At 38.0% G+C, this 19,488-nt stretch carries 23 protein-coding genes; 19 read left to right on the forward strand and 4 right to left on the reverse strand.

Going from position 1 to position 19,488, the window contains the following annotated elements; translation table 11 throughout:
• Positions 1-40 precede the first annotated feature (40 nt).
• A complete protein-coding gene (locus ON15_RS02425; protein WP_010579889.1) occupies positions 41-1,507 on the forward strand; it encodes a glycoside hydrolase family 1 protein in 1,467 nt (488 codons plus the stop codon).
• 72 nt (positions 1,508-1,579) lie between these two features.
• Here the strand turns inward: ON15_RS02425 and ON15_RS02430 are convergent, their stop codons facing one another.
• Positions 1,580-2,005 (reverse strand): universal stress protein, encoded by a 426-nt coding sequence (locus tag ON15_RS02430; RefSeq protein ID WP_010579890.1) that lies wholly within the window; start codon positions 2,003-2,005, stop codon positions 1,580-1,582.
• Positions 2,006-2,197: 192 nt separating this feature from the next.
• Here ON15_RS02430 and ON15_RS02435 point away from each other — a divergent pair, with 192 nt between their 5' ends.
• From ON15_RS02435 to ON15_RS02445, 3 genes are all read left to right on the forward strand, one after another.
• Positions 2,198-2,608, forward strand: a complete 411-nt coding sequence (locus ON15_RS02435) for a methylglyoxal synthase (protein WP_010579891.1) — start codon at positions 2,198-2,200, stop codon at positions 2,606-2,608.
• A gap of 168 nt (positions 2,609-2,776) precedes the next feature.
• Entirely contained in the window at positions 2,777-3,718 is a 942-nt protein-coding gene (locus ON15_RS02440) for a DMT family transporter (RefSeq protein WP_010579892.1), read from the forward strand.
• Between the two features lie 56 nt (positions 3,719-3,774).
• Complete coding sequence (locus ON15_RS02445; protein ID WP_010579893.1) at positions 3,775-4,404, forward strand: DUF998 domain-containing protein; 630 nt, start codon at positions 3,775-3,777, stop codon at positions 4,402-4,404.
• On the opposite strand, the gene dat is transcribed toward ON15_RS02445, so the two are convergent.
• Positions 4,401-5,228 (reverse strand): D-amino-acid transaminase, encoded by an 828-nt coding sequence (gene dat / locus ON15_RS02450; RefSeq protein WP_010579894.1) that lies wholly within the window; start codon positions 5,226-5,228, stop codon positions 4,401-4,403. The two genes, ON15_RS02445 and dat, sit on opposite strands and share 4 nt — an antisense overlap.
• 201 nt (positions 5,229-5,429) lie before the next feature.
• On the opposite strand from dat, the gene ON15_RS02455 reads away from it, so the two are divergent.
• On the forward strand, positions 5,430-5,645 hold the full coding sequence (locus tag ON15_RS02455; protein ID WP_010579895.1) for an SHOCT domain-containing protein: 216 nt from the start codon (positions 5,430-5,432) through the stop codon (positions 5,643-5,645).
• 289 nt (positions 5,646-5,934) lie between these two features.
• The gene (locus ON15_RS02460; protein ID WP_010579896.1) at positions 5,935-6,999 is read left to right on the forward strand and encodes a 2-isopropylmalate synthase; all 1,065 of its coding nucleotides are present in this window, start codon (positions 5,935-5,937) and stop codon (positions 6,997-6,999) included.
• Between the two features lie 183 nt (positions 7,000-7,182).
• On the opposite strand, the gene ON15_RS02465 is transcribed toward ON15_RS02460, so the two are convergent.
• Complete coding sequence (locus ON15_RS02465; protein ID WP_010579897.1) at positions 7,183-8,409, reverse strand: MFS transporter; 1,227 nt, start codon at positions 8,407-8,409, stop codon at positions 7,183-7,185.
• A gap of 217 nt (positions 8,410-8,626) precedes the next feature.
• Between ON15_RS02465 and queF the strand changes: the two genes are divergently transcribed.
• The 5 genes from queF to msrA all read left to right on the forward strand — a co-directional run bounded on the left by queF (position 8,627) and on the right by msrA (position 11,771).
• Positions 8,627-9,157 (forward strand): preQ(1) synthase, encoded by a 531-nt coding sequence (gene queF, locus ON15_RS02470; protein WP_010579898.1) that lies wholly within the window; start codon positions 8,627-8,629, stop codon positions 9,155-9,157.
• A gap of 8 nt (positions 9,158-9,165) precedes the next feature.
• On the forward strand, positions 9,166-9,870 hold the full coding sequence (queC, locus tag ON15_RS02475; RefSeq protein WP_010579899.1) for a 7-cyano-7-deazaguanine synthase QueC: 705 nt from the start codon (positions 9,166-9,168) through the stop codon (positions 9,868-9,870).
• Between the two features lie 18 nt (positions 9,871-9,888).
• Positions 9,889-10,389 (forward strand): QueT transporter family protein, encoded by a 501-nt coding sequence (locus ON15_RS02480; RefSeq protein WP_010579900.1) that lies wholly within the window; start codon positions 9,889-9,891, stop codon positions 10,387-10,389.
• Between the two features lie 123 nt (positions 10,390-10,512).
• Entirely contained in the window at positions 10,513-10,959 is a 447-nt protein-coding gene (locus tag ON15_RS02485; protein WP_010579901.1) for a hypothetical protein, read from the forward strand.
• Positions 10,956-11,771: a peptide-methionine (S)-S-oxide reductase MsrA gene (gene msrA / locus ON15_RS02490; protein WP_010579902.1), complete on the forward strand. Its 816-nt coding sequence runs from the start codon at positions 10,956-10,958 to the stop codon at positions 11,769-11,771. Before ON15_RS02485 ends, msrA begins: the two co-directional genes overlap by 4 nt.
• Before the next feature lie 57 nt (positions 11,772-11,828).
• Here msrA and ON15_RS11190 read toward each other — a convergent pair whose 3' ends face one another.
• Positions 11,829-12,293: a ferritin gene (locus ON15_RS11190; protein WP_081580143.1), complete on the reverse strand. Its 465-nt coding sequence runs from the start codon at positions 12,291-12,293 to the stop codon at positions 11,829-11,831.
• A 156-nt stretch (positions 12,294-12,449) separates the two neighbouring features.
• Between ON15_RS11190 and ON15_RS02500 the strand changes: the two genes are divergently transcribed.
• The 8 genes from ON15_RS02500 to ON15_RS02535 all read left to right on the forward strand — a co-directional run bounded on the left by ON15_RS02500 (position 12,450) and on the right by ON15_RS02535 (position 19,401).
• Complete coding sequence (locus tag ON15_RS02500; protein WP_026049447.1) at positions 12,450-13,742, forward strand: DUF2207 domain-containing protein; 1,293 nt, start codon at positions 12,450-12,452, stop codon at positions 13,740-13,742.
• On the forward strand, positions 13,727-14,266 hold the full coding sequence (locus ON15_RS12155; protein WP_081580144.1) for a DUF2207 family protein: 540 nt from the start codon (positions 13,727-13,729) through the stop codon (positions 14,264-14,266). Before ON15_RS02500 ends, ON15_RS12155 begins: the two co-directional genes overlap by 16 nt.
• Positions 14,267-14,353: 87 nt before the next feature.
• Positions 14,354-14,575 carry a helix-turn-helix transcriptional regulator gene (locus tag ON15_RS02510; protein ID WP_010579905.1) on the forward strand — a complete coding sequence of 74 codons (222 nt, stop codon included), beginning with the start codon at positions 14,354-14,356 and terminating at the stop codon, positions 14,573-14,575.
• Entirely contained in the window at positions 14,562-14,975 is a 414-nt protein-coding gene (locus tag ON15_RS02515; RefSeq protein WP_010579906.1) for a hypothetical protein, read from the forward strand. Before ON15_RS02510 ends, ON15_RS02515 begins: the two co-directional genes overlap by 14 nt.
• Before the next feature lie 18 nt (positions 14,976-14,993).
• Positions 14,994-15,836, forward strand: coding sequence for a metallophosphoesterase family protein (locus ON15_RS02520; RefSeq protein WP_010579907.1), 843 nt, complete (start codon positions 14,994-14,996; stop codon positions 15,834-15,836).
• Positions 15,817-16,941 (forward strand): SLC13 family permease, encoded by a 1,125-nt coding sequence (locus tag ON15_RS02525; RefSeq protein ID WP_010579908.1) that lies wholly within the window; start codon positions 15,817-15,819, stop codon positions 16,939-16,941. The genes ON15_RS02520 and ON15_RS02525 overlap by 20 nt, the downstream gene beginning before the upstream one ends.
• Before the next feature lie 26 nt (positions 16,942-16,967).
• Entirely contained in the window at positions 16,968-17,588 is a 621-nt protein-coding gene (locus ON15_RS02530) for a CPBP family intramembrane glutamic endopeptidase (protein ID WP_010579909.1), read from the forward strand.
• Between the two features lie 205 nt (positions 17,589-17,793).
• Complete coding sequence (locus ON15_RS02535; protein ID WP_010579910.1) at positions 17,794-19,401, forward strand: putative polysaccharide biosynthesis protein; 1,608 nt, start codon at positions 17,794-17,796, stop codon at positions 19,399-19,401.
• The last annotated feature ends 87 nt before the right edge of the window (positions 19,402-19,488 follow it).

The raw sequence follows: 19,488 nt of genomic DNA on the forward strand, positions 1-19,488 counted from the left end.
CTTTGTAACTCATAAACACATAATACGAGGAGGAGTTTTGATGTATCAAGAAAATTATCCGCAAAATTTCCCAACAGGATTTCTTTGGGGTGGAGCAACTGCTGCTAATCAAGTTGAAGGGGCTTGGAACTTGGACGGCAAAGGATTAACAACTGCTGAGGTCGTCAAAAAGGCAACCAATCGAAAAAAAATGTCAATGGATGCGGTCGATCAAGTAACTCTGCACCAGGCCATTAATGATCATACAACGATGCTTTATCCTAAAAGACGCGGTGTAGATTTTTACCATCACTATGCTGAAGATATTAAGTTGTTTGCCGAAATGGGTTTTAAAGTTTATCGTTTTTCGATCGCTTGGGCGAGGATTTTACCCCATGGGGATGATAAACAACCTAATCAAGCAGGTTTGGACTTTTATGATCGTGTACTGACTGAATTAGAAAAATATCAAATTCAGCCATTAATCACTTTATCGCATTATGAAATGCCATTAGATTTGACTCTCAAATATAATGGCTGGTCAGATCGTCGTACAATTGCGGCGTTTAATCATTATACCCAGATTGTTTTTGAACATTTTGGACAAAGAGTTAAATATTGGCTGACTTTTAATGAAATTAATACCGGAACGTGGGGCTTCCATGCCACCGGAGCAATTGATCAGGGCTTATCAAAACAACAACAACTGCAATTGCGGTATCAGTCTTTGCATCATCAGCTTGTGGCCAGCGCTTTGGCTACTAAACAACTACATGAGCTGTATCCAACAGATAAAATTGGTTGTATGTTGGCTAGAATGCAAACCTATCCTGCTAGTCCAAAGCCGGAAGATGTTCGTGCCGCCCAGTTAGCAGATCAAAAAAATTTATTTTTTTCTGATGTTCAAGTTCGTGGTGAATATCCAGCTTTTATGAATCGCTATTTTGCTGAAAATAAGTTAATAATCAAAATGGGAACTGATGATCAAGCAATTTTAGCAAATAATCCAGTTGACTTTATTAGCTTTAGCTACTACATGACAACTGTAACAAAAGCTGACCAAGATGGTACTGCAGTTGGCAATATGGCAACTGGTGGTCGCAATCCTTACTTGAAAGAATCCGCCTGGGGTTGGCAAATTGATCCAATTGGTTTGCGGATAACTTTAAATGAGCTGTGGGATCGTTATCAAAAACCGTTATTTGTAGTTGAAAATGGATTAGGAGCCCAAGATAAACTGGTTAATGATCAAATTCATGACAGCTATCGAATTAGCTATCTGCGTCAGCATATTATTCAGATGAAAGAAGCAATCAAAGATGGTGTCAAGCTGCTAGGATACACTATGTGGGGACCCATTGATTTAATCAGTTTTTCAACTTCTGAAATGTCAAAACGCTATGGTTTGATTTACGTTGATCAAGATGATCTAGGGAGAGGAACTTTAACAAGAATTCGTAAGGATTCATTTTACTGGTATCAAAAAGTTATCGCAACTAATGGAACTGATTTGAGTGATAATCAGTAAAAAGTAATTAAATCGGGGAAATGGCACGTTTAGAGTGTTATTTCCCCGATTTTGTTGATAAAAAATCAAAATTTATTTGACAACTAGAACATCACAAGCGGAATTTCTAACTACATAACTCGTATGCGATCCAACAACTACTTTTTCAATACTATTCATGCCAGTTTGTCCAATGACAATCAAATCAATTTGATGTTCTTTCGGATAGGTATCTGATAATACTTCTTTAACATTGCCAATCAAAACCTCAGCTTTGACTTCAACACCTTTTTCTTTGGCTGCATCTTGGTATGGCTTGATCTTTTCTTTGGCCTGATCAGCAACATCTTGATAAAATTCGGCACCAACGCCAAATGAAACATCCATACTGCGATCACGATTGACAACCCACAAAAGACTTACTTTAGCACTTAAGACTTTAGCTAAATTGCAACCAACTTCAAATGCCTGTTTGGCTTGTTTTGAACCATCAATTCCAATTAAAATATTCTTATACATAACCAAGACTCCTTTCAATGTGAACAGTCATTTATTACAATTTAATTATAACATAAATGTTGACATTCCAGCGATCACTCTTCTTTGTTATTTTTAAAAATTTTCATTGATAACTTTTGATAACAACCTGCTTGACAAATCTAATTTTAAAGTTTTAATTTAAGGTTAAGATCAGAAAGGGAAGGGTTTAAAATGAAAATTGCTCTAATTGCTCATGACCGCAAGAAAAAAACCATGATTTTATTGGCAACTGCTTATAAGCAAATTCTAGCTCAAAATGAACTATTTGCTACCGGGACAACTGGCAAAAAAGTTATGGCAGCAACTGGTTTGTCAATTCATTGTTTTAATTCTGGACCTTACGGTGGGGATCAGCAGATTGGTGCTTTAGTTTCAGAAGATCAAATGGATTTGATTATTTTTTTGCGTGATCCATTGGAAGCGCAACCGCATGAACCAGATATCAATGCTTTGATTAGATTAGCTGATGTTCATGAAATACCAATTGCTACTAACATCAGCACAGCAGAGGTGTTACTGCGTGGCTTGCAAGCCGGGATGTTTGACTATCGCCGTTGGAGTCATAAAAATCCAACAATTTAACAGCATAAGCTTTGATCCTAAGTTCTTAAAATATTGGTTTCATCAACAGCAGTTGGGAAAAGTGAATCGATTTTTCTAACTGCTGTTTGATTTTCTTAATGAAAGCTTTTGAGTTTTGGAGAAATTAAGTGCTAAAATAGGTTTTGCAAAATGAAGGGTGGAGAAATGATGTATTTATTAGCGATGGGATTATTGATTGGAATCGGGGCGCCACTGCAAACAGCAATTAATTCACAGTTGAGAAAAGCAGTTTCCTCCTCATTGGTTTCTTCAATGATTTCATTTTCAATTGGAACAATTTTTTTAACCTTGATTTTATTAATCTTACGGCAAGACTTATTGATTCCAGCAAATTTGATCAGAGTACAACCATGGTGGATCTGGTTAGGTGGGTTTTTAGGAGTTATTTATTTAACTGGAAATATTATCTTATTTCCTTATTTAGGAAGCGTCCAAACGGTGATCATGCCAGTAGTTGGGCAACTGATTATGAGCATGTTGATTGACAATTTTGGCTGGTTTGAAGCTACTAAGCATCCACTGACTTTGATTCGATTAATTGGAGCACTTTTAGTTGCTATCGGAGTAATCATGGCGGTTGCCATTAAAAGCTGGCTGGATCAGCATAAAAATCAGCTTGATTCACCAGCTTTAAAATCGACTAAAAAATTGCCTTGGCAGCTGTTAGGGATTGGTACGGGGATGCTAAGTGCTATGCAAACAGCCATTAATGGTCATCTAGGGGTTATTTTACATTCGGCGCCGAAAGCTGCCTTAATTTCATTTTTAATTGGAACAATGACACTTTGGCTGATTGTCTGGGTGAAAGAGCATCGTGTTCATTTAAATCAGCAAATCATAAGCAATTATCCATGGTGGATTTGGCTAGGCGGAATTTTGGGAGCTTTGTTTGTTTTGGGTAATGCTTATTTAGCACCGGTTATTGGTACCGGGTTAACCGTTGTGGCTGTTTTAATTGGTATGATTTCTGGCAGTTTATTGGTTGATCAATTTGGCTGGCTGCGAGCTCCAAAAATTCCAGTTGTTCCAGTACAGCTATTAGGAATCATCGTAATGCTTTTAGGTGTTGGATTGATTAAATTGTTTTAAAAAGTTAAACAAGGCAGCTTGAAAGTCTTCAATCTGCCCAGTAAGGTCGTGAGATCATGCGAATTTTAAAAAAATATGGCTGTTTGATTTTGTTGTTTGTTTTTTTGCGTGAGATTAGTCTGCCATTTTTTATGAATTTTTTTAGTGACAATGGTAGCCATGATGCAGTTCTTTTAAGTCAGTTAGGGCAAAATGGAATGCCAATGCAGATCGCTTTTAAACGGTGGGAAATAATTGATGGTAGCTTATTTATTTTTTCAGCTCCATATTTTTTTGAACGATTTAAAAATGAATTTAAATTTTCTGGTTGGTTATTTGGTAGCTTGATTGCAATTTACGGAATAGGCGATTGCCTGATGACTGCTCTTTTCAATTACGGTTCTGATTATTTTGCTAACTGGCATAGTTTGCTTCATGCTTTGGGTTCTGGGATCGGGAGTGGAGCTTTGTTAGCAATCAATCTTTGTTTATTAATTCTGGCTTGGCAAAAGGATCAAAACCTTTGGGCAAAATTACTAGGTATTTGTCTTTTAGGTGGCATCTTGGGCGGATTTTTATTAGAAACTGATTGGATTACCAATAAAACAGCGATCAGTGTATTACAATGTTTGTTTTTAGACATTCTTTATCTACCATCATTTTTGATCGCACTTCAAGATTCTAAGAACCTCTTTATTAAAAACTAGATCTGTTCAAGATACTTTTGTTGCAATAATTTAGTTAATTTGCCCGGTTGTCCATTTCCAACTAATTTTCCATCAATTGAAATGACTGGAATGATTTCTTCAATTGAGTTAGTCAAAAAGCATTCCTCAATTTGATTAAGGGCACTAACAGGAACGGCCATTTCTTTAACTGGCAGCTGGTCTTGATGAATGATTCGAAGCAGCTGCAGTTTAGTGATTCCCGGTAAAACTAGCGGTCCATCTTGATGGGTATACAAGCAGCCGTTGATCACAAACCAAAGATTAGAGGCGGAGGCTTCAGTAAAATAACCATCCCTAACTAAAAGGGCATCGTCAAAACCGCGTTGGACTGCTTCATCAAGTGATAATAAATTCCCCAGCAAACTCAAAGATTTAATATCGCAGTGCAACCAGCGCTGGTCCTTGACTAAGCAAGCAGTTTTGCCTTGCTGCTGCAGTGTGACCGGTCGTGAAAATGGCGTAACGTTTGCTGTCAAAACTGGTTGTGGTTTGGCTGGAAAGAGATGATTTCGTGGAGCGATGCCGCGAGTGACTTGAAGATAAACATCTCCTTCGCTTAGCTTTTCAATTTCAACTAATTTCCTTAATCTTCGCAATAATTCCAAACGAGAGAAGGGCAGGTCGAGCCGAATCTTTTTGGCACAGCGTTCCAGGCGGTCAAAATGCTCGTTATACATGAAGAGCTTTCCGTTGTAAAGTCTGATTGCCTCGTACAATCCATCTCCAAATTGATACCCACGATCTTCAATGTCAATTTTGACTGTTGAACGTTCAACGATCTGATTATTCCATAAAATGTGCATGAACGTTACCTCCTCGTATTATATGTTTATAAATTACAATTAAAAAAAGCTTTGTCTTTAAAACATCGCATAACAATCCTAGCGGCAATTTTTAGTTAATTATAACATTTTGACCTTATTTAATCTTTTTGGTGACAATTGTAATCCCGTTAAATAAATTGTATAATAAATTTGAAATATTTGCGGGAGGTGAGTTTGAGAATGATGTGGCGTTTTTGTTCCAATTATGGTTTTATGGGCGGCAATTTTTGGCTGCCAATCGTTGCTTTATTAGTACTGGTTGTCATTTTCAGCAGTTTAGTTTTTGCTTTGACTAGCAAGACTAGTTCAGCCAAAAAAATTCTTGATGAAAAGTATGCGAATGGTGAAATTGATTGGGAAACTTATCAAACACGTCGTCATAATCTGAGAAATTGAAAGTTATTCCTAAGAAAAAACTTTTTTTATTAAGAAAATACTTGACTTTTAATTAAAAAAATATTAAATTAAGAGCAACAACTAAGACGGGGGTCTTCGTAGATGAAAAAGCAGTGGAAATTTAATCAAGTAATTGAATTTGCCCTACTACTATGACTGAGGACTCTGACAGATATGTCGAGTCCTATTTGGCGTTAGTAGAATGGGGCTCGAAAGACAAAACGTCTCATTCTACCTGAATGGGGCGTTTTTATTTTAACAATTTTTAAATCCATAGGGGGAATTTAATATGAGTAAAATGATTCAATTTTTTGATACAACTTTGCGTGATGGTGAACAGACAATTGGTGTTAATTTTTCAATTGAAGATAAAATTATGTTGGCGCAAAAAATCGCTGATTGGGGGGCTGATGTAATTGAAGCTGGTTTTCCAGTTGCTTCAGAAAATGATTTTAATGCCGTGCGGCGAATTGGCCAAGAAGTAACTAATTGCAATGTGATTGGGCTGGCACGCTGTGTTAAAAAAGATATTGATGCAGTAATCAAGGCTTTGACCGATGCTCCACATGGTCAAATTCACGTTTTTATTGCAACAAGTCCAATTCATCGTGAGTCAAAACTGCATATGACTCAAGAACAGGTTATTGAAAAGATTCAAGCGTGTGTTAGTTATGCCCGACAGCATTTTGACCATGTTGAATTTTCTCCAGAAGACGCAACTCGGACTGAATGGAACTTTCTGGTCAAAGCTGTGCGAACGGCAATTGCTGCGGGTGCTGAGGTAATTAATATTCCTGATACCACCGGTTATACTAACCCAGATGAATTTGGAGCCTTGTTCGATTATCTGAAGAAAAACATTCCAGAATTTGATCGAGTGACGTTTTCAGTTCATTGTCACAATGATTTGGGGATGGCAACGGCCAATGCTTTAGAGTCAATCCGGCACGGTGCAACTCGAATTGAAGGAACAATTAATGGAATTGGTGAAAGAGCTGGTAATACAGCCTTGGAAGAAGTAGCTGCTGCAATGTATGTTCGGCATGACTTTTATCAAGCGGAAAATCACGTTGATTTGAAAAAAACTTATGAATTAGCTAAATTGGTCAGTCAAAAAGCTAAAATGCCACTGCCACATAATAAACCAATCACTGGGACAAATGTTTTTTCACACGAATCAGGAATTCATCAAGATGGCTTTTTGAAGAATCATGCAACTTATGAAATTTTGACGCCGCAAAGTGTCGGGGTTGCCCATTCATCGATTCCGTTAGGCAAATTGTCAGGCTCACACGCAGTTGCAGTTAAATTGGCAGAAATCGGTTACCAAGTGACTAAGGCTGACATGAAATAAATCTTTCCAATTTTTAAACACGTTGCAGACAATCAATCGATCGTGAGAGAAGATGACTTGCGAGAGATCATGCAGCAATTTGAAGCAATGAAACAAAAGAATTAAGCACTAGTAACTTAAAAATGGACCATTAAATTCAGTTTTGCGCTGAAATTTAATGATCCATTTTTATTTTGTTAAGAACTATTTACTGAGCTGTTTAAGACCTGGCAAATTGATCATGACAAGCAAACTCAGAATGTATAAGGCTGATAATGATCCCATGGTAACTGTCAAATTGAAGCGATCCATTAAAAAGCCAATTGCAACAGACGAAAAGCCACCAATTGCTCGACCAACATTCATAATCAGATTGTTAGCTGTTGACCTGATTTGTGCAGGGTAAAGTTGACTGATCACTGCACCATAGCCCCCAAACATTCCGTTGGAAAAAAAGCCAATCAAGCAGCCCGCTAGGATCAAAGTCAGCGAGTTGTGGGCTGCTAAGATTACAAACATCGAACTAGCTGAGCCAAGCAAAAAGACTGCAAATGAAAGCCGTGGACCAGCTGCATCCATTAGGTATCCAAATACCAGCATCCCGATGCTCATCCCAATGATCGTAGCAATCATCCACAATGATGAACTGGCGATACTTAAACCTTGCTGTTGTTGAACGATAGACGGCAACCAATTCATTAAGCCAAAATATCCAGCAATTTGGACGATGGTCATTATCATTAGTCCTAAAGTCTGGCCAAATAGTTGCCGGGTTTTAAATAATTGCCCAAAAGTCGCTGTTTGATTTTGTTGCTGAGCAATTTGTTTTGCTTGCAAGAATTCCTGGCTTTCAGTCAAATGACGCCGAATAAAATAAGTCAGTAAGACCGGAATAATTCCCAATAAAAATAAAGTATTCCAGCCAAACTTTGGAATAATAGCAGCCGCCAGTAACGCAGCAATGATTGCACCAACTTGCCCACCAATAGCTGCAACTGAAGTCATTCTCCCAACGTGATCCTGCTGAAAATTTTCAGCAATCAAAGCCATGCCAACTCCATATTCTCCGCCTGCACCAATGCCAGCCAAGAAACGCATCGTGTAGATCATTGGTAAGCTGTGGGCAAAATACATTAAGCCAGTAGCAAACGCAAAAATAAAAATAGTGTAGGAAAATGTTTTGACTCGACCAATGCGATCACCTAACAATCCGAAAGCCGCACCGCCAACCAGCATTCCGATATTAGTAATTGAGCCGATCCAACCAGCAGCCATTCCTGATAAATGTAAAGAAGCAATTATTGAAGTCAATGAAAATGACAAAAACATGATATCCATGTTTTCTAAAGAAAAACCAGCAGCCGTTGAAGCAATAACCCATTTTTGCGAGTTGCTGAATGACTTCTGGTTAGTTGATTTGATTTGTTCCATATTTAAAAAACCTCCAAAATTGATGCTCACGGGCATCATTTATTTTGCTGCACTATTAATTATTATTTCATTAAAAAGTAGTAATTACAAGACTAAAAATAACTTTTGCAGGGAAATTTGTTTTTCATCTGGTTTTATTGTAGACTGAAAACGCTGATTAATTAAACGGAGTATGTTTTCCCTAAACCTCCACAAAAAAACAAAAGGAGCTTTTTTAATGCAAAAATTTAATAGTTTTACCTCACGTACACCCCAAGAATTTGGGAATGTTTCCCAACTTGGCAACAAGCAGACCAAGTATCCCCAAGATTATGACCCTTCAGTTTTAGAAACCTTCGTTAATAAACATCCTGATCATGATTATTTGGTATCTTTTGACGCTTATGAATTTACTAGTCTTTGTCCAAAAACAGGCCAGCCTGATTTTGCCAAGGTCTATCTTTCATATATTCCAACGCAAAAAATGGTTGAAAGCAAAAGCTTGAAACTTTACCTTTTCGGTTTTCGCAATCATGGTGATTTTCATGAGGATTGCATGAATATCATCCTCAATGATCTAAACCGCTTAATGGATCCCAAATATATTGAAGTTTTTGGCTTATTTACTCCTCGTGGCGGAATTTCAATTTATCCCTTTGTCAATCGGGTTAACCCTAAATATGAAACGGATGAACTGAAACAGTTAGCGTTTCATAGAAAATTACAATTCCTAAATCAATTGCCGACATATAAAAATGCAGTCAGGTAGGTGAAATGATGAAACAAGTAATCTTGCTTTCGGGTGGTTTAGATTCGGCCGTTTGCTTAGCTCAAGCAGTTAAAGCTCAAGGTAAGGAAAATGTGATTGCGCTGTCATTTGCCTATGGTCAAAAACACCAATTGGAGCTGCAAACTGCGCAACAAGTTGCCCAGTTTTATAAAGTTGAACATTTAATTGCTAAGATTGATCCACAAATTTTTTCTGGGTCTTCATCAACCTTGCTACAAGGAAACGGTCAGATCGCGCAACTTAGTTATCAGGCAATCATGCAAAAGAATGGTTCGGGAATCGTTGATACCTATGTTCCTTTTAGAAATGGCTTAATGATTTCTCAAGCAGCGGCCCTCGCGTATAGTCGGCGATGTTCAAGAATCGTCTATGGAGCTCATGTTGATGATGCCGCTGGCAATGCTTATCCGGATTGTTCGCCAAGTTTCTACCATGCGATGAACCAGGCTATTGTGTTAGGGACTGACAACCAAGTTCACTTAGCAGCGCCATTAATTACACGTAATAAGGCAGGAGTTGTTCAATTTGGTCAACAACTAAAAGTACCTTTTGAGCTAACTCGTTCGTGTTATGAAGGCCAACAGTTTTCATGTGGAAAATGTGCAACTTGTCGTGATCGAATCAAAGCTTTTAAAATCAACGGCTTAAAAGATCCCATCAAGTATGAAATTAAAATTGATTGGGAACATTAAATTTTTGGGGTGGAAAAAATGAATCATAAAAAATTGAAACTTGTAGTATTGAACGGCTTAATTGCTGCCTGTTATGTAGTCATTACTGCCTTGTTCTCCAGCTTTTCTTTTGGGGTGATCCAAGTTCGAATTTCAACTGTTTTGTACCAATTGGTAGCCTATAATAAGCACTTATATTGGGGAATGGTTCTAGGAGTTGTAATTGCTAATTTACTTTTTAGTCCATTTGGTTTATTAGATATTTTGGTTGGAGTCGGGGTTACTGGAGGTGGTTTAGCAGTTGCCATTTTGATAAATCAGCGCATTAATCGCCGCTTAGTTAAATCAGTTGTTATTGGCATAAGCGTTTCTTTGGCAATGATTTTTGTTGCAATTGAATTAGTAACAATTTCGAAGGTTCCTTTTGTCATTACTTATGTATATTTAGTAGTTGGCCAACTAATTGCACAAGTTGTTGGGTTAGTAGTGTTTTCTTTGATTGATCGTAAATTGAACTTGCAAAAGTTGCTGAGCTGTTGATCGCCAAAAAGCTTAAATTCTTTCGAGCGCTGGGAAAATCAGTTTTCCAGCGCTTTAATCTAAAATGAATTACTTATTCGGTGGAATATGATATGCTAAAGATATTAAAGCAGGTGAGGCAGCATGAAAAAAAACAGAAAAGTTATTTTGGGATTAGTCTTCTTAAATTGGCTTTTACAGACTTTATTGGTACTACTTTTTAAACAGCAATTATTAACGCCGTTGCCACAACACTTTGGCTTGAATGGTCAACCAGATGGGTGGTTTACTACCGGTACCTCATTAGCAAATGCATTAGGACTTCTGTTAATTTTAAATTTTACGGGAATGATTTTTGTTAATCTAAAATTCTTTGGTCAAAATCGCTGGGCTGTTTTAAATACAGCAGTGGGAAAACTTTGTTTAAATTGGTTCATTAGTTGGTTTATTGTTACTTGCTGGTTAGTGGAATTTAGTTTTTTTACGTTTGGTGTTGGTTGGTCAGCTGATCTGCAGCTAATTTTTGATTTAATAATGCTGGTTGGTTTATTGATTAGAATTAGTCACAAAAAACATAACGAAGCGCGGTGATTGGCTTGCGGAATCAAACGACAGTAATTAAACTTGAGCGTCATCTCTACAATCTGATTTTAAATCCAGCAACGCGCAAGTGGGAACGCGAACAATTATTGATTGCTAAAAATCAATTGAAAAATAATTCACAACAAGTTTGGGAAAATTTAGAGTTGAATTTACGACCATTAGCGATTAGAAATAACTTGACTCCAGACATGACCGATTTTTATGCTGAATTGACTGGTCAATCAGTTAATTCAGCAAGGAAACTTATTCAGCGCCATTATCAACTGGATCAGCCTGAGCAACAACGGGCAATTTTTGCAGGTGGCTGTTTTTGGTGCATGGTCGAACCATTTGAATTAAAACCGGGAGTTGTTGCGGTAATTGCTGGTTATACAGGCGGTCAGACTGCTAACCCAACTTATGAGCAGGTCAGCAGTCAAACTAGTGGACATGTTGAAGCAGTGGAAATTATTTTTGATCAGCGTAATTTAAGTTATCGCTCTTTGTTGAATTGCTACTGGCAATTGATCGATCCAACTGATGCTCAGGGACAAATCAACGATCGCGGGCAAAATTACCGGGCACAGATTTTTTATCTTAGTCCCCAGCAAAAGTTATTAGCCGAACAAAGTAAACGTGCCATCAGCCGTGATTACCGAAAACCAATCGTGGTTCCGATCTTACCAGCAGGTGATTTTTATCCGGCTGAAAACTTTCATCAGCAATTTTATCGGAAATATCCTCGACGTTATCGTCAGCTGAAAGTTGAGCGCAAAGTTTTCCTGTATGGTAAAAGATGGATTGAAAGACTAACAAAATGAGAAGGTCGCAGAGGTTTATTCTCCAATCTTCTCATTTTGTTATTTATAGTTAAGAAATCAAGCCTCATGGGCAGTACTTTGAGCCATCAAACTATCCAAGGATAAAATTCCCTTTTCATTGACTAATTTATATTTAGCCAATAGCTCCCGGGCATTGACTTCTTCTTCAACTTGTTCATCGATGAAGTACTTCAAAAATGACTGGGTTTCATAATCGTGTTCTTTTTCTGCCAGCTGATAGATTTTTCGAATGCATTGACTGATATATTGTTCGTGTCCAAGACCTTTTTCCATAACTTCCTTAGCCGAAGCGTATTTTTGCGAAGTATGTTCAATCGGGGTCAAAGTAACCGGCCGGGCTAGGTCATGCAAAAAATTGATGAATTTCCAACCATGGCCAATTTCTTCATTTGCTTGATCTTTATACCAACTTGAAAAGCCATGTAATGACCGCTCTTCAAAGAAATTATAAAAAATCCAAATAAATATAAGCTGACTGGAACTCTTTATTGATTTGTGAATTTAATAATTGATAAACATCTGCTTGCATTATTTGATCTCCTTTCATGCTTATGATAACACAAGTTCAACTTTAAATTAATAAAAAAACTTCGTTGTAGTACGAAATATGGTAACTTGGATGATAGAGAACCAAATATGTACTTGGGGGAAATTTGAATGAAAAGAAACCTGCTGCAACTGGGAATTGGCTTTTGTTTAGGCGTGATTTTTTTATTTTCTTCACCGGTTTTAGCTGATCCGGCTTATAACATTGATCGTTATCAAGTCAAGGTTGCTTTACAAAGTGATGGGTCTGCAATTCTAACGCAAAAAATCAAATATGATTTTCTTGATGAAGCTCACGGTGTTTACTATCATCAAGCACTTAACGACCAGCAAAAACTTAATGACATTTCAGTTGCGGTTAAGCAAAATGGTCAGACAACCCAATTAGCTGCAAAAAGTTCTGGTGCCAACGATACATATCAAACGACGATGCGTAGCAAGCTAGTGCGCTTAAAAGTTTTTCATGCCGTCGATTCTGGACCGGCTACTTTTATTTATCGCTACCGTATAAATCACGTGGTCACTAACTGGCGCGATACAGCAGAGATGAACTGGAAAATTATTGGCAGTAAGTGGGATGTTGCTTTGCACCACGTCCGGATCGTAATTGTTTTGCCACAAAAAAATGTCCGTCAATTGCAGGCTTGGACGCATAACCAGACGAATGGTTCGACTCAAGTTGACCGCCGGCAAGGAAAAGTTGTAATCACGACGGCTCAAAATCCTGCTAATAGTTTTATTGAAAGCCGCTTATTGTTTCCTTCCAAGGTAACGGCTGACAACCCGCTTGTTAAAAAGCAAAAACGTAAGCAACAGGTTCAGCAACAAGAAGCTAAGTGGGCGCAAGAAGCTAATTTGCAGCGAAAGCAAGCTCGCCGTGCGAAACAATTGCGTTTATCTTTGATTTGGGGAATTGTCGCGGTTTTATTTGCAGTTAGTTTGCTTTTCTTTGTGGCTGATCAACCGGTCAAAGTCAAATGGCCAAGACACGGTCAAAGCTTGCCGCATTCATTTGCATTGCCCAGTCAGCCTGCTGCCGTTGTGCAAGCAATCTTAACTAATGCTCGTCCAGATACTAAAGCATTGGGAGCAGCTTTACTCGAATTGGCTGCCAAAAAACAAATTCACTTGCTAACTAAGAAACAAAAGAAGCGTTTTGGTCACAGCCAAACGGATTTGCAAGTTGACTTGCTGGATCCAGCAATTTTAAATGTTCCAATTTGGCAGGCACTGTTTGCTGTTGCCGGCAATGGCAAATCATTTACTTTTAGCGGATTAAAAAAGGTTGGAATTCAAATCAAAAAAGCAAAAAGCTTAATCGGGCCTTTATCAAATGGTAAAAACAAGTACAGCAGCAGGCTCAACAGCAACATTATCTTGATGCCCAAATTAAACAGGCTTTAAAATATCATTTGTTGCTAACGCTTTTGATAATTGGGGTCACCTTGGTCGGCAGTGCTGTGATTGGCAACCCAATCGGCTGGTTGATCGGAGGTACCCTTAGCTTGTTGCAGTTATTGATTCATAGATGGTTTCGGCAGACACACTGTCCCTATACTGTCAGTGGAACGCAGCTGGTTGAACAACTGCGCGGCTTCAAGAAAATGCTAAAGGATATTGGCCGATTTGATTTAAAACAAGTTGGTGAATTGGTCCTATGGGAAAATGTCATGTCCTATGCGGTTGCTTTTGGGATTGCCCCGCAAGTTGCTCAAGTCTTGGCCGCCTCTTTTGATGAACAGACTTTGACCAATGATGTTTTTCTTTATTATCCACTTTTCATTAATAATCCAGATTTTGATTTTGGGACAACTTTTTCTAATAGTTTCTCTACTGGTAGCATGGTTAGTTCAAATGGTAGCTCTGGTGGCTTTAGTGGAGGTAACTCCGGCGGTTTTGGCGGTGGCTCTGGTGGTGGAGCATTTTAAAATAATTGACTTTTCAAAATATGCAATGTATATTTTACTTATGGAATATATATATTGCACTGAGCTAATTCTAGGTGGAGGATTTGAATGTTAAATCGGGTCAAACTTTTTCGAATTGAAAAAAATCTTTCTCAGAAAAAATTAGCCGAATTAGTTGGCGTGACGCGCCAAACGATTGGGCTAATTGAAAAGGGTCAATATAATCCGACTTTGCATCTCTGCTTACAAATCTGTTACCAACTGGATAAAACTCTCGATCAAGTTTTTTGGATCGATCAATCGGAGGCACGAAAAGTTGAAAAAAGTTAATGATGAACGTTTAAAAATCAAACAGCTAAGAAATATTAAACTGGCTTTTATCTTTGAAAATGGTCTGATCTTGCTTTATTTGGCAATTCAAGCTTGGCAAAGTCGACAAGTCTTTAAATCGGTCTTAACATGGAGTAATCCACTTTGGGTAGTTTTTATTTTGACAATGATTGTCTTCGAAATTTTGGATCAAAATGTGACTGCTGCAATTGCTGATCGGCCAAAACTTTCCTCCCAAAAACTGTTAAGCTTATTAAGCGGACAATTAGTAATTTATAGCTTTTTATGGGCTTGGCTGTTTAATTTTCAACCGCTCGGATTGGCGCTAATTTGTGGTGGAGGAATTGCTTTGGTAGTAACTGGGATTTTGGCTTATAATAATCATTATCGCAGTAAATAATTGAAAAGAGGGATTGCTTTGGTAAAAGTTGCAGTGATTGCTGACGTTCATGGAAACTATACTGCTTTACAGGCAGTTTTAGCAGATGCCAAAAAACAGCAAGTTGATGAATATTTAGTTTTAGGTGATATTACCAATCGCGGTCCGGCCCCACGCGAATGCGTTGCCGCACTGCAAGCAGTCAAGCCACTTGCTTGGGTGATTGGTAACCATGAGCAAGTTTATCAAAGCCTATTAAATCATTCATTTATTAATTTTCAAAACAATGATAAAGCGATCATGGCTGTGGTAACTTCCGCTTTTGATCGACAACAACTTGGCAGCCAAACTTTTCGCTGGCTAGCTGAGCGGCCACTTTGTCAAACCATAAAAATTGGTGGTGTGAAGCTTCAAGTGTTTCATGCAACGCCCCAAAGCTGTCGTGGTCATTTAACCGTTCCAACTGCTCCGCAAGCAAACTTTGATGCTTTATTGGCTAATTCAACGGCCCAAATTGCTCTATATGGTCATACGCATCAAAAGTTATTGCGGCAAACCACTGATGGCCGTTACATAATTAATCCAGGCAGCGTTGGCCAGTCAGTTTCATCGCAAGCCAACCTGGCGGCGGCACAAGCTGCTTATGCAATTCTAACTTTTGAAAACAAGCAATTAAAAGATTGTAATTTTAAAAATCTTGACTATGATCCAGCTGCTGAAACCTCACTGGCCGAAAAACGCCAGCTGCCATTTCAACGATTGTATACTTTTTTGTTAGCGACGGGGACCTTTACTTTTACCTCAGCAAATGTTCACAAAGAAAATCAAGCCCATGACTATCCGCAGCTGGCCGAGCAGTTAATTGAAAAAGATCTTTGGTAAAGGTTTTATGGAAATAGTTAAAAAAATCGTTCAAGACAAAATTTTATGGACAGCGGCAGCTATTGCAAGCTTAAGTTTAATAATCAGTCGGCCGCAAGCCAGTGATCTTGACTGGCAAACTATTTTTTCATTGGCTGCTTTAATGGCTGTCATCCAAGTTTTTGAAAAGCTGAACTTGTTATCAAATGGTGCGGCTTATTTAATTTCGCGTGCAAGTAACCAGCGCACGCTGATGCAATTGTTATTGGTACTGACGTTTATTGGTTCAATGTTTTTGACAAACGATGTCAGCATTTTAACGATCGTGCCGTTGTTTGCGATTATTGCTAAACAACTAGAAATTAAACCAGTTTTACCAGTTGTTTTGATCAATTTGGCAGCTAATTTAGGCAGCCTCGTCACACCGATTGGTAATCCGCAGAACTTGTTTTTACTAAAATATTATCAGTTGACTTTGCTTGATTTTGTTAAATTAGCTGGACCAATTACGCTTTTCAGTTTATTGTTACTTGGAAGTTGGTCATGCAAATTTGCGAAAACGTCAGTGTCAGCACCGCAAATATTTAAATCCAAGCTACCAGGGGTAAAACTATGGCTAACAGTTATTCTGACTGTGCCAATTTTATTAGGAATTTTAGGTTTGCTGTCAAGCTGGGTAATGCTGCTTTTGGCTTTGATCTTGCTCATAGTTATTGATTATCGCTTGTTAGCCAAGATTGATTACGGACTCTTATTGACATTTATTTGCTTTTTCATTGCTGTCGGTGATCTTAGCCGCGCCGAATTAGTTAGGCGGTCTTTAGACGCACTGTTAAATTCATCAGTGGCAGTTTACTTGACTAGCCTAGGTATTAGTCAACTGATCAGCAATGTACCAGCTGCAATCCTGCTAGCACCATTTAGCCACGCTGTTCAGGCTTTATTTTTGGGAGTTAACCTAGGTGGCTTAGGAACGCTGATTGCTTCGTTGGCTAATTTGCTAGCCTATAAGCAATATTTGTTAAATTTCAAAAAAAAATCAGATAATTATTTATTGATTTTTACTAAAATTAATTTGATCAGCCTAGCATTTTTAGGAATCATCGGTTATTTTTTGATTAAGTAACTAGAAATCGAAATGAGGTAAAAGATTTGCGAAAAAATCCGTTTTTGACGACTGTTGCAATTTGGCTGGGATTAATGGCCGTTTTTGTTTTACTACACTTTTTTTATTTATTAGGACATTTTACGGGAGCAAATCGCGTTTTAGTCACAGATCCACTCCTGTTGCTCTTGCTGTGGGGTCTCAATCATTACCTTTTAAAATTTAAAATCAACTTTAACTTGCAGCTTAAATTTCGTCAAATCTGCCAAATCAATAGTTTGCCGTTAATTTTAGCGTTTTTCTTTATCATTGCAATCATTTCTCAACAAACTTATACCGCAGCGCATTTTATTGACTCGCTTTGGTTAGCTCTAGCTGCTGCACTTTTTGAAGAATTCTTTTTTCGCGGCATCTTGTTAAATAATTTTTTGGCTAAAAGTGCAAATACTTACCGAAATTATTTAATGGCCGTTTTCTTGAGCAGCTTTTTGTTCGGCTTGACCCATCTCGTAAATCTGGCTGCTCAATCTTGGTCGGCAACTTTGCTTCAAATGGCGAATGCTTTTGTTTTAGGCATCATGTTGGCTGCTTTATACTTGCGAACTGGCAAATTAGGTTGGCCAATTTTTTTACCACTTTATTTTAGATTTTACTGGGATTTTGCTTAATGGAATTGTTACCAAAACGCCAACCGCTCAATCATTGAGGGGGAGTTTAGTAATCTTATTGCTTTATTTGCTGACAGGGATTTTTTTGTTGCGGAAAAAGCTGTTTAGCAGCTGGCAAAGATGATTTTTACCAAATATTATGATTTGCTTGGCCATTATTATGGTAAGTTGAATCTATTAGCAAATGAAGTAGGTGAAATTAATTTTGAAAAATAAAATGCTGGCAGGGACTTTTTGGATGTCGTTCGGCAGTATTTTTTCACGGGTGTTGGGCGTACTCTATTTAATTCCTTGGCTGCTAATGTTTGGCAGTCAATCAAATCAGTATGCTGCTCAGGCGTTATTTAATTCGGCTTACAATGCTTATGCGTTATTTTTAGCGCTTGGGACTTCGGGTTTCCCGACAGCTATTTCACGCAAGATTGCGATTTATAATTCAGAAAACCGCTTTTATGATAGTCGCCATCTTTTTAAGGCTGCGCTAGTTTTTATGACTATTTCGGGTTTAATCTGCGGAGGCTTGTTTTATTTTTTTGCACCTTTGATTGCTGCTCATTCACCAGTTTCCGATACGCAAGCAGCTAGTTTAACAATTCGTGCTTTGGTTCCTGCACTAGTAATTTTACCAGTGATGAGTGTAATTCGAGGCTGGTTTCAAGGCAACCAAGATTTAAAACCGTTTGGAATCTCACAATTATTTGAACAATTGGCACGAATTGTTTTTATTATGCTAATGACTTACTTGTCATTTAATTTATTACACTTGTCACTGGCCGTGGCTGTTGCTTGGAGTACTTTTGCGGCTTTTGTTGGGGCTGTTGTGAGTTTAATTTATTTGTGGCGTTATTATCAGCAAAAAAGATCATTTTACCAACAGCAGTTACAAGTAAGTCGGCCGGCTGGCAATTTAAAAATCAAACAGCTTTTTTGGCAAATTATTCAAGAAGCTTTGCCATTTGTCTATGTTGGCTCAGGTATTACGTTAGGACAGTTGATTGATCAGTTTACTTTTAAATCAATTATGCAGCACAGCACCAGTTTTGATTTAACCAAGATTCAAAATTTGTTTACTTTGTTTTCCGCTAATCCAACTAAAATTACCACTGTCATTATTTCACTAGCGATTGCCATGTCTGGAACGACACTGCCGCTTTTAGCCAGTGCCCAAACAGATCATCAAAAGGCTGCCGCCGTGATTCAAGATAATTTTCGAATGCTGTTTGGTCTCTTAGCACCAATAACAATTATCCTGGCACTTTTAGCTGGTCAGATCAATACGATTTTTTTCGGCTATAATGCTCACGGTGGCTGGTTATTATTCTGGTCGATTTTGATGACCTTTATTCAAGCGGTCTTTACCGATGTCTTTACAATGGTCCAGTCCTTAGGCAAACATCGGCTGGCGGTTATTTTATTAACAATTACGTTGATTTTAAAGCTGATTTTGCAGTATCCATTAGTTTACTTCTTCCATGATTATGGGGCCTTGCTGGCGACGGCGCTTGCGTTTGCAGTGACAATGGGCTATTGTTTGCAATATTTAATGAATTACAGCCAGATACAAAGGTTCAGCCAATTTGCCGACTTGGGTCTTTTGACCAAAGTAAATCTGCTATTTGCTTTGGCAGTCACTCTTTTATTGGCAGCACTCAAATGGTTGCCGCTTGGAGTAGGACGTTTGGACTGCTTAATCTTCTCAATAATTTTTGGAGTTCCAGCACTTCTGCTTTATCTCGGTTTAGCTTATTGGTACGGTCTGCCACAAATTGTTTTAAAACTCAATTGGAAGAAAAAAAGTTACAAGCATTTTTGATTTTGCCTTGACAAGATGAAGATTTTAGGTCGACAATGAAGTTGCTTATTTTTAATAAATAAATTTTGTAAGACTTATTAATGACCC

The sequence above is a fragment of the Liquorilactobacillus vini DSM 20605 genome (assembly GCF_000255495.1).
In the GTDB taxonomy this organism is placed as follows: Bacteria; Bacillota; Bacilli; order Lactobacillales; family Lactobacillaceae; genus Liquorilactobacillus; species Liquorilactobacillus vini.

What these genes read in the sequence shown, in the direction of transcription:
- ON15_RS02460 (WP_010579896.1), top strand. Translation starts at nt 5,935, where the DNA reads ATGAGTAAAATGATTCAATTTTTTGATACAACTTTGCGTGATGGTGAA.
- queF (WP_010579898.1), top strand. Translation starts at nt 8,627, where the DNA reads ATGCAAAAATTTAATAGTTTTACCTCACGTACACCCCAAGAATTTGGG.
- ON15_RS02500 (WP_026049447.1), top strand. Translation starts at nt 12,450, where the DNA reads ATGAAAAGAAACCTGCTGCAACTGGGAATTGGCTTTTGTTTAGGCGTG.
- ON15_RS02445 (WP_010579893.1), top strand. Translation starts at nt 3,775, where the DNA reads ATGCGAATTTTAAAAAAATATGGCTGTTTGATTTTGTTGTTTGTTTTT.
- queC (WP_010579899.1), top strand. Translation starts at nt 9,166, where the DNA reads ATGAAACAAGTAATCTTGCTTTCGGGTGGTTTAGATTCGGCCGTTTGC.
- ON15_RS02440 (WP_010579892.1), top strand. Translation starts at nt 2,777, where the DNA reads ATGTATTTATTAGCGATGGGATTATTGATTGGAATCGGGGCGCCACTG.
- ON15_RS02435 (WP_010579891.1), top strand. Translation starts at nt 2,198, where the DNA reads ATGAAAATTGCTCTAATTGCTCATGACCGCAAGAAAAAAACCATGATT.
- ON15_RS02480 (WP_010579900.1), top strand. Translation starts at nt 9,889, where the DNA reads ATGAATCATAAAAAATTGAAACTTGTAGTATTGAACGGCTTAATTGCT.
- ON15_RS02485 (WP_010579901.1), top strand. Translation starts at nt 10,513, where the DNA reads ATGAAAAAAAACAGAAAAGTTATTTTGGGATTAGTCTTCTTAAATTGG.
- ON15_RS02465 (WP_010579897.1), bottom strand. Translation starts at nt 8,409, where the DNA reads ATGGAACAAATCAAATCAACTAACCAGAAGTCATTCAGCAACTCGCAA.
- ON15_RS02425 (WP_010579889.1), top strand. Translation starts at nt 41, where the DNA reads ATGTATCAAGAAAATTATCCGCAAAATTTCCCAACAGGATTTCTTTGG.
- ON15_RS02510 (WP_010579905.1), top strand. Translation starts at nt 14,354, where the DNA reads ATGTTAAATCGGGTCAAACTTTTTCGAATTGAAAAAAATCTTTCTCAG.
- ON15_RS02455 (WP_010579895.1), top strand. Translation starts at nt 5,430, where the DNA reads ATGATGTGGCGTTTTTGTTCCAATTATGGTTTTATGGGCGGCAATTTT.
- dat (WP_010579894.1), bottom strand. Translation starts at nt 5,228, where the DNA reads ATGCACATTTTATGGAATAATCAGATCGTTGAACGTTCAACAGTCAAA.
- ON15_RS02430 (WP_010579890.1), bottom strand. Translation starts at nt 2,005, where the DNA reads ATGTATAAGAATATTTTAATTGGAATTGATGGTTCAAAACAAGCCAAA.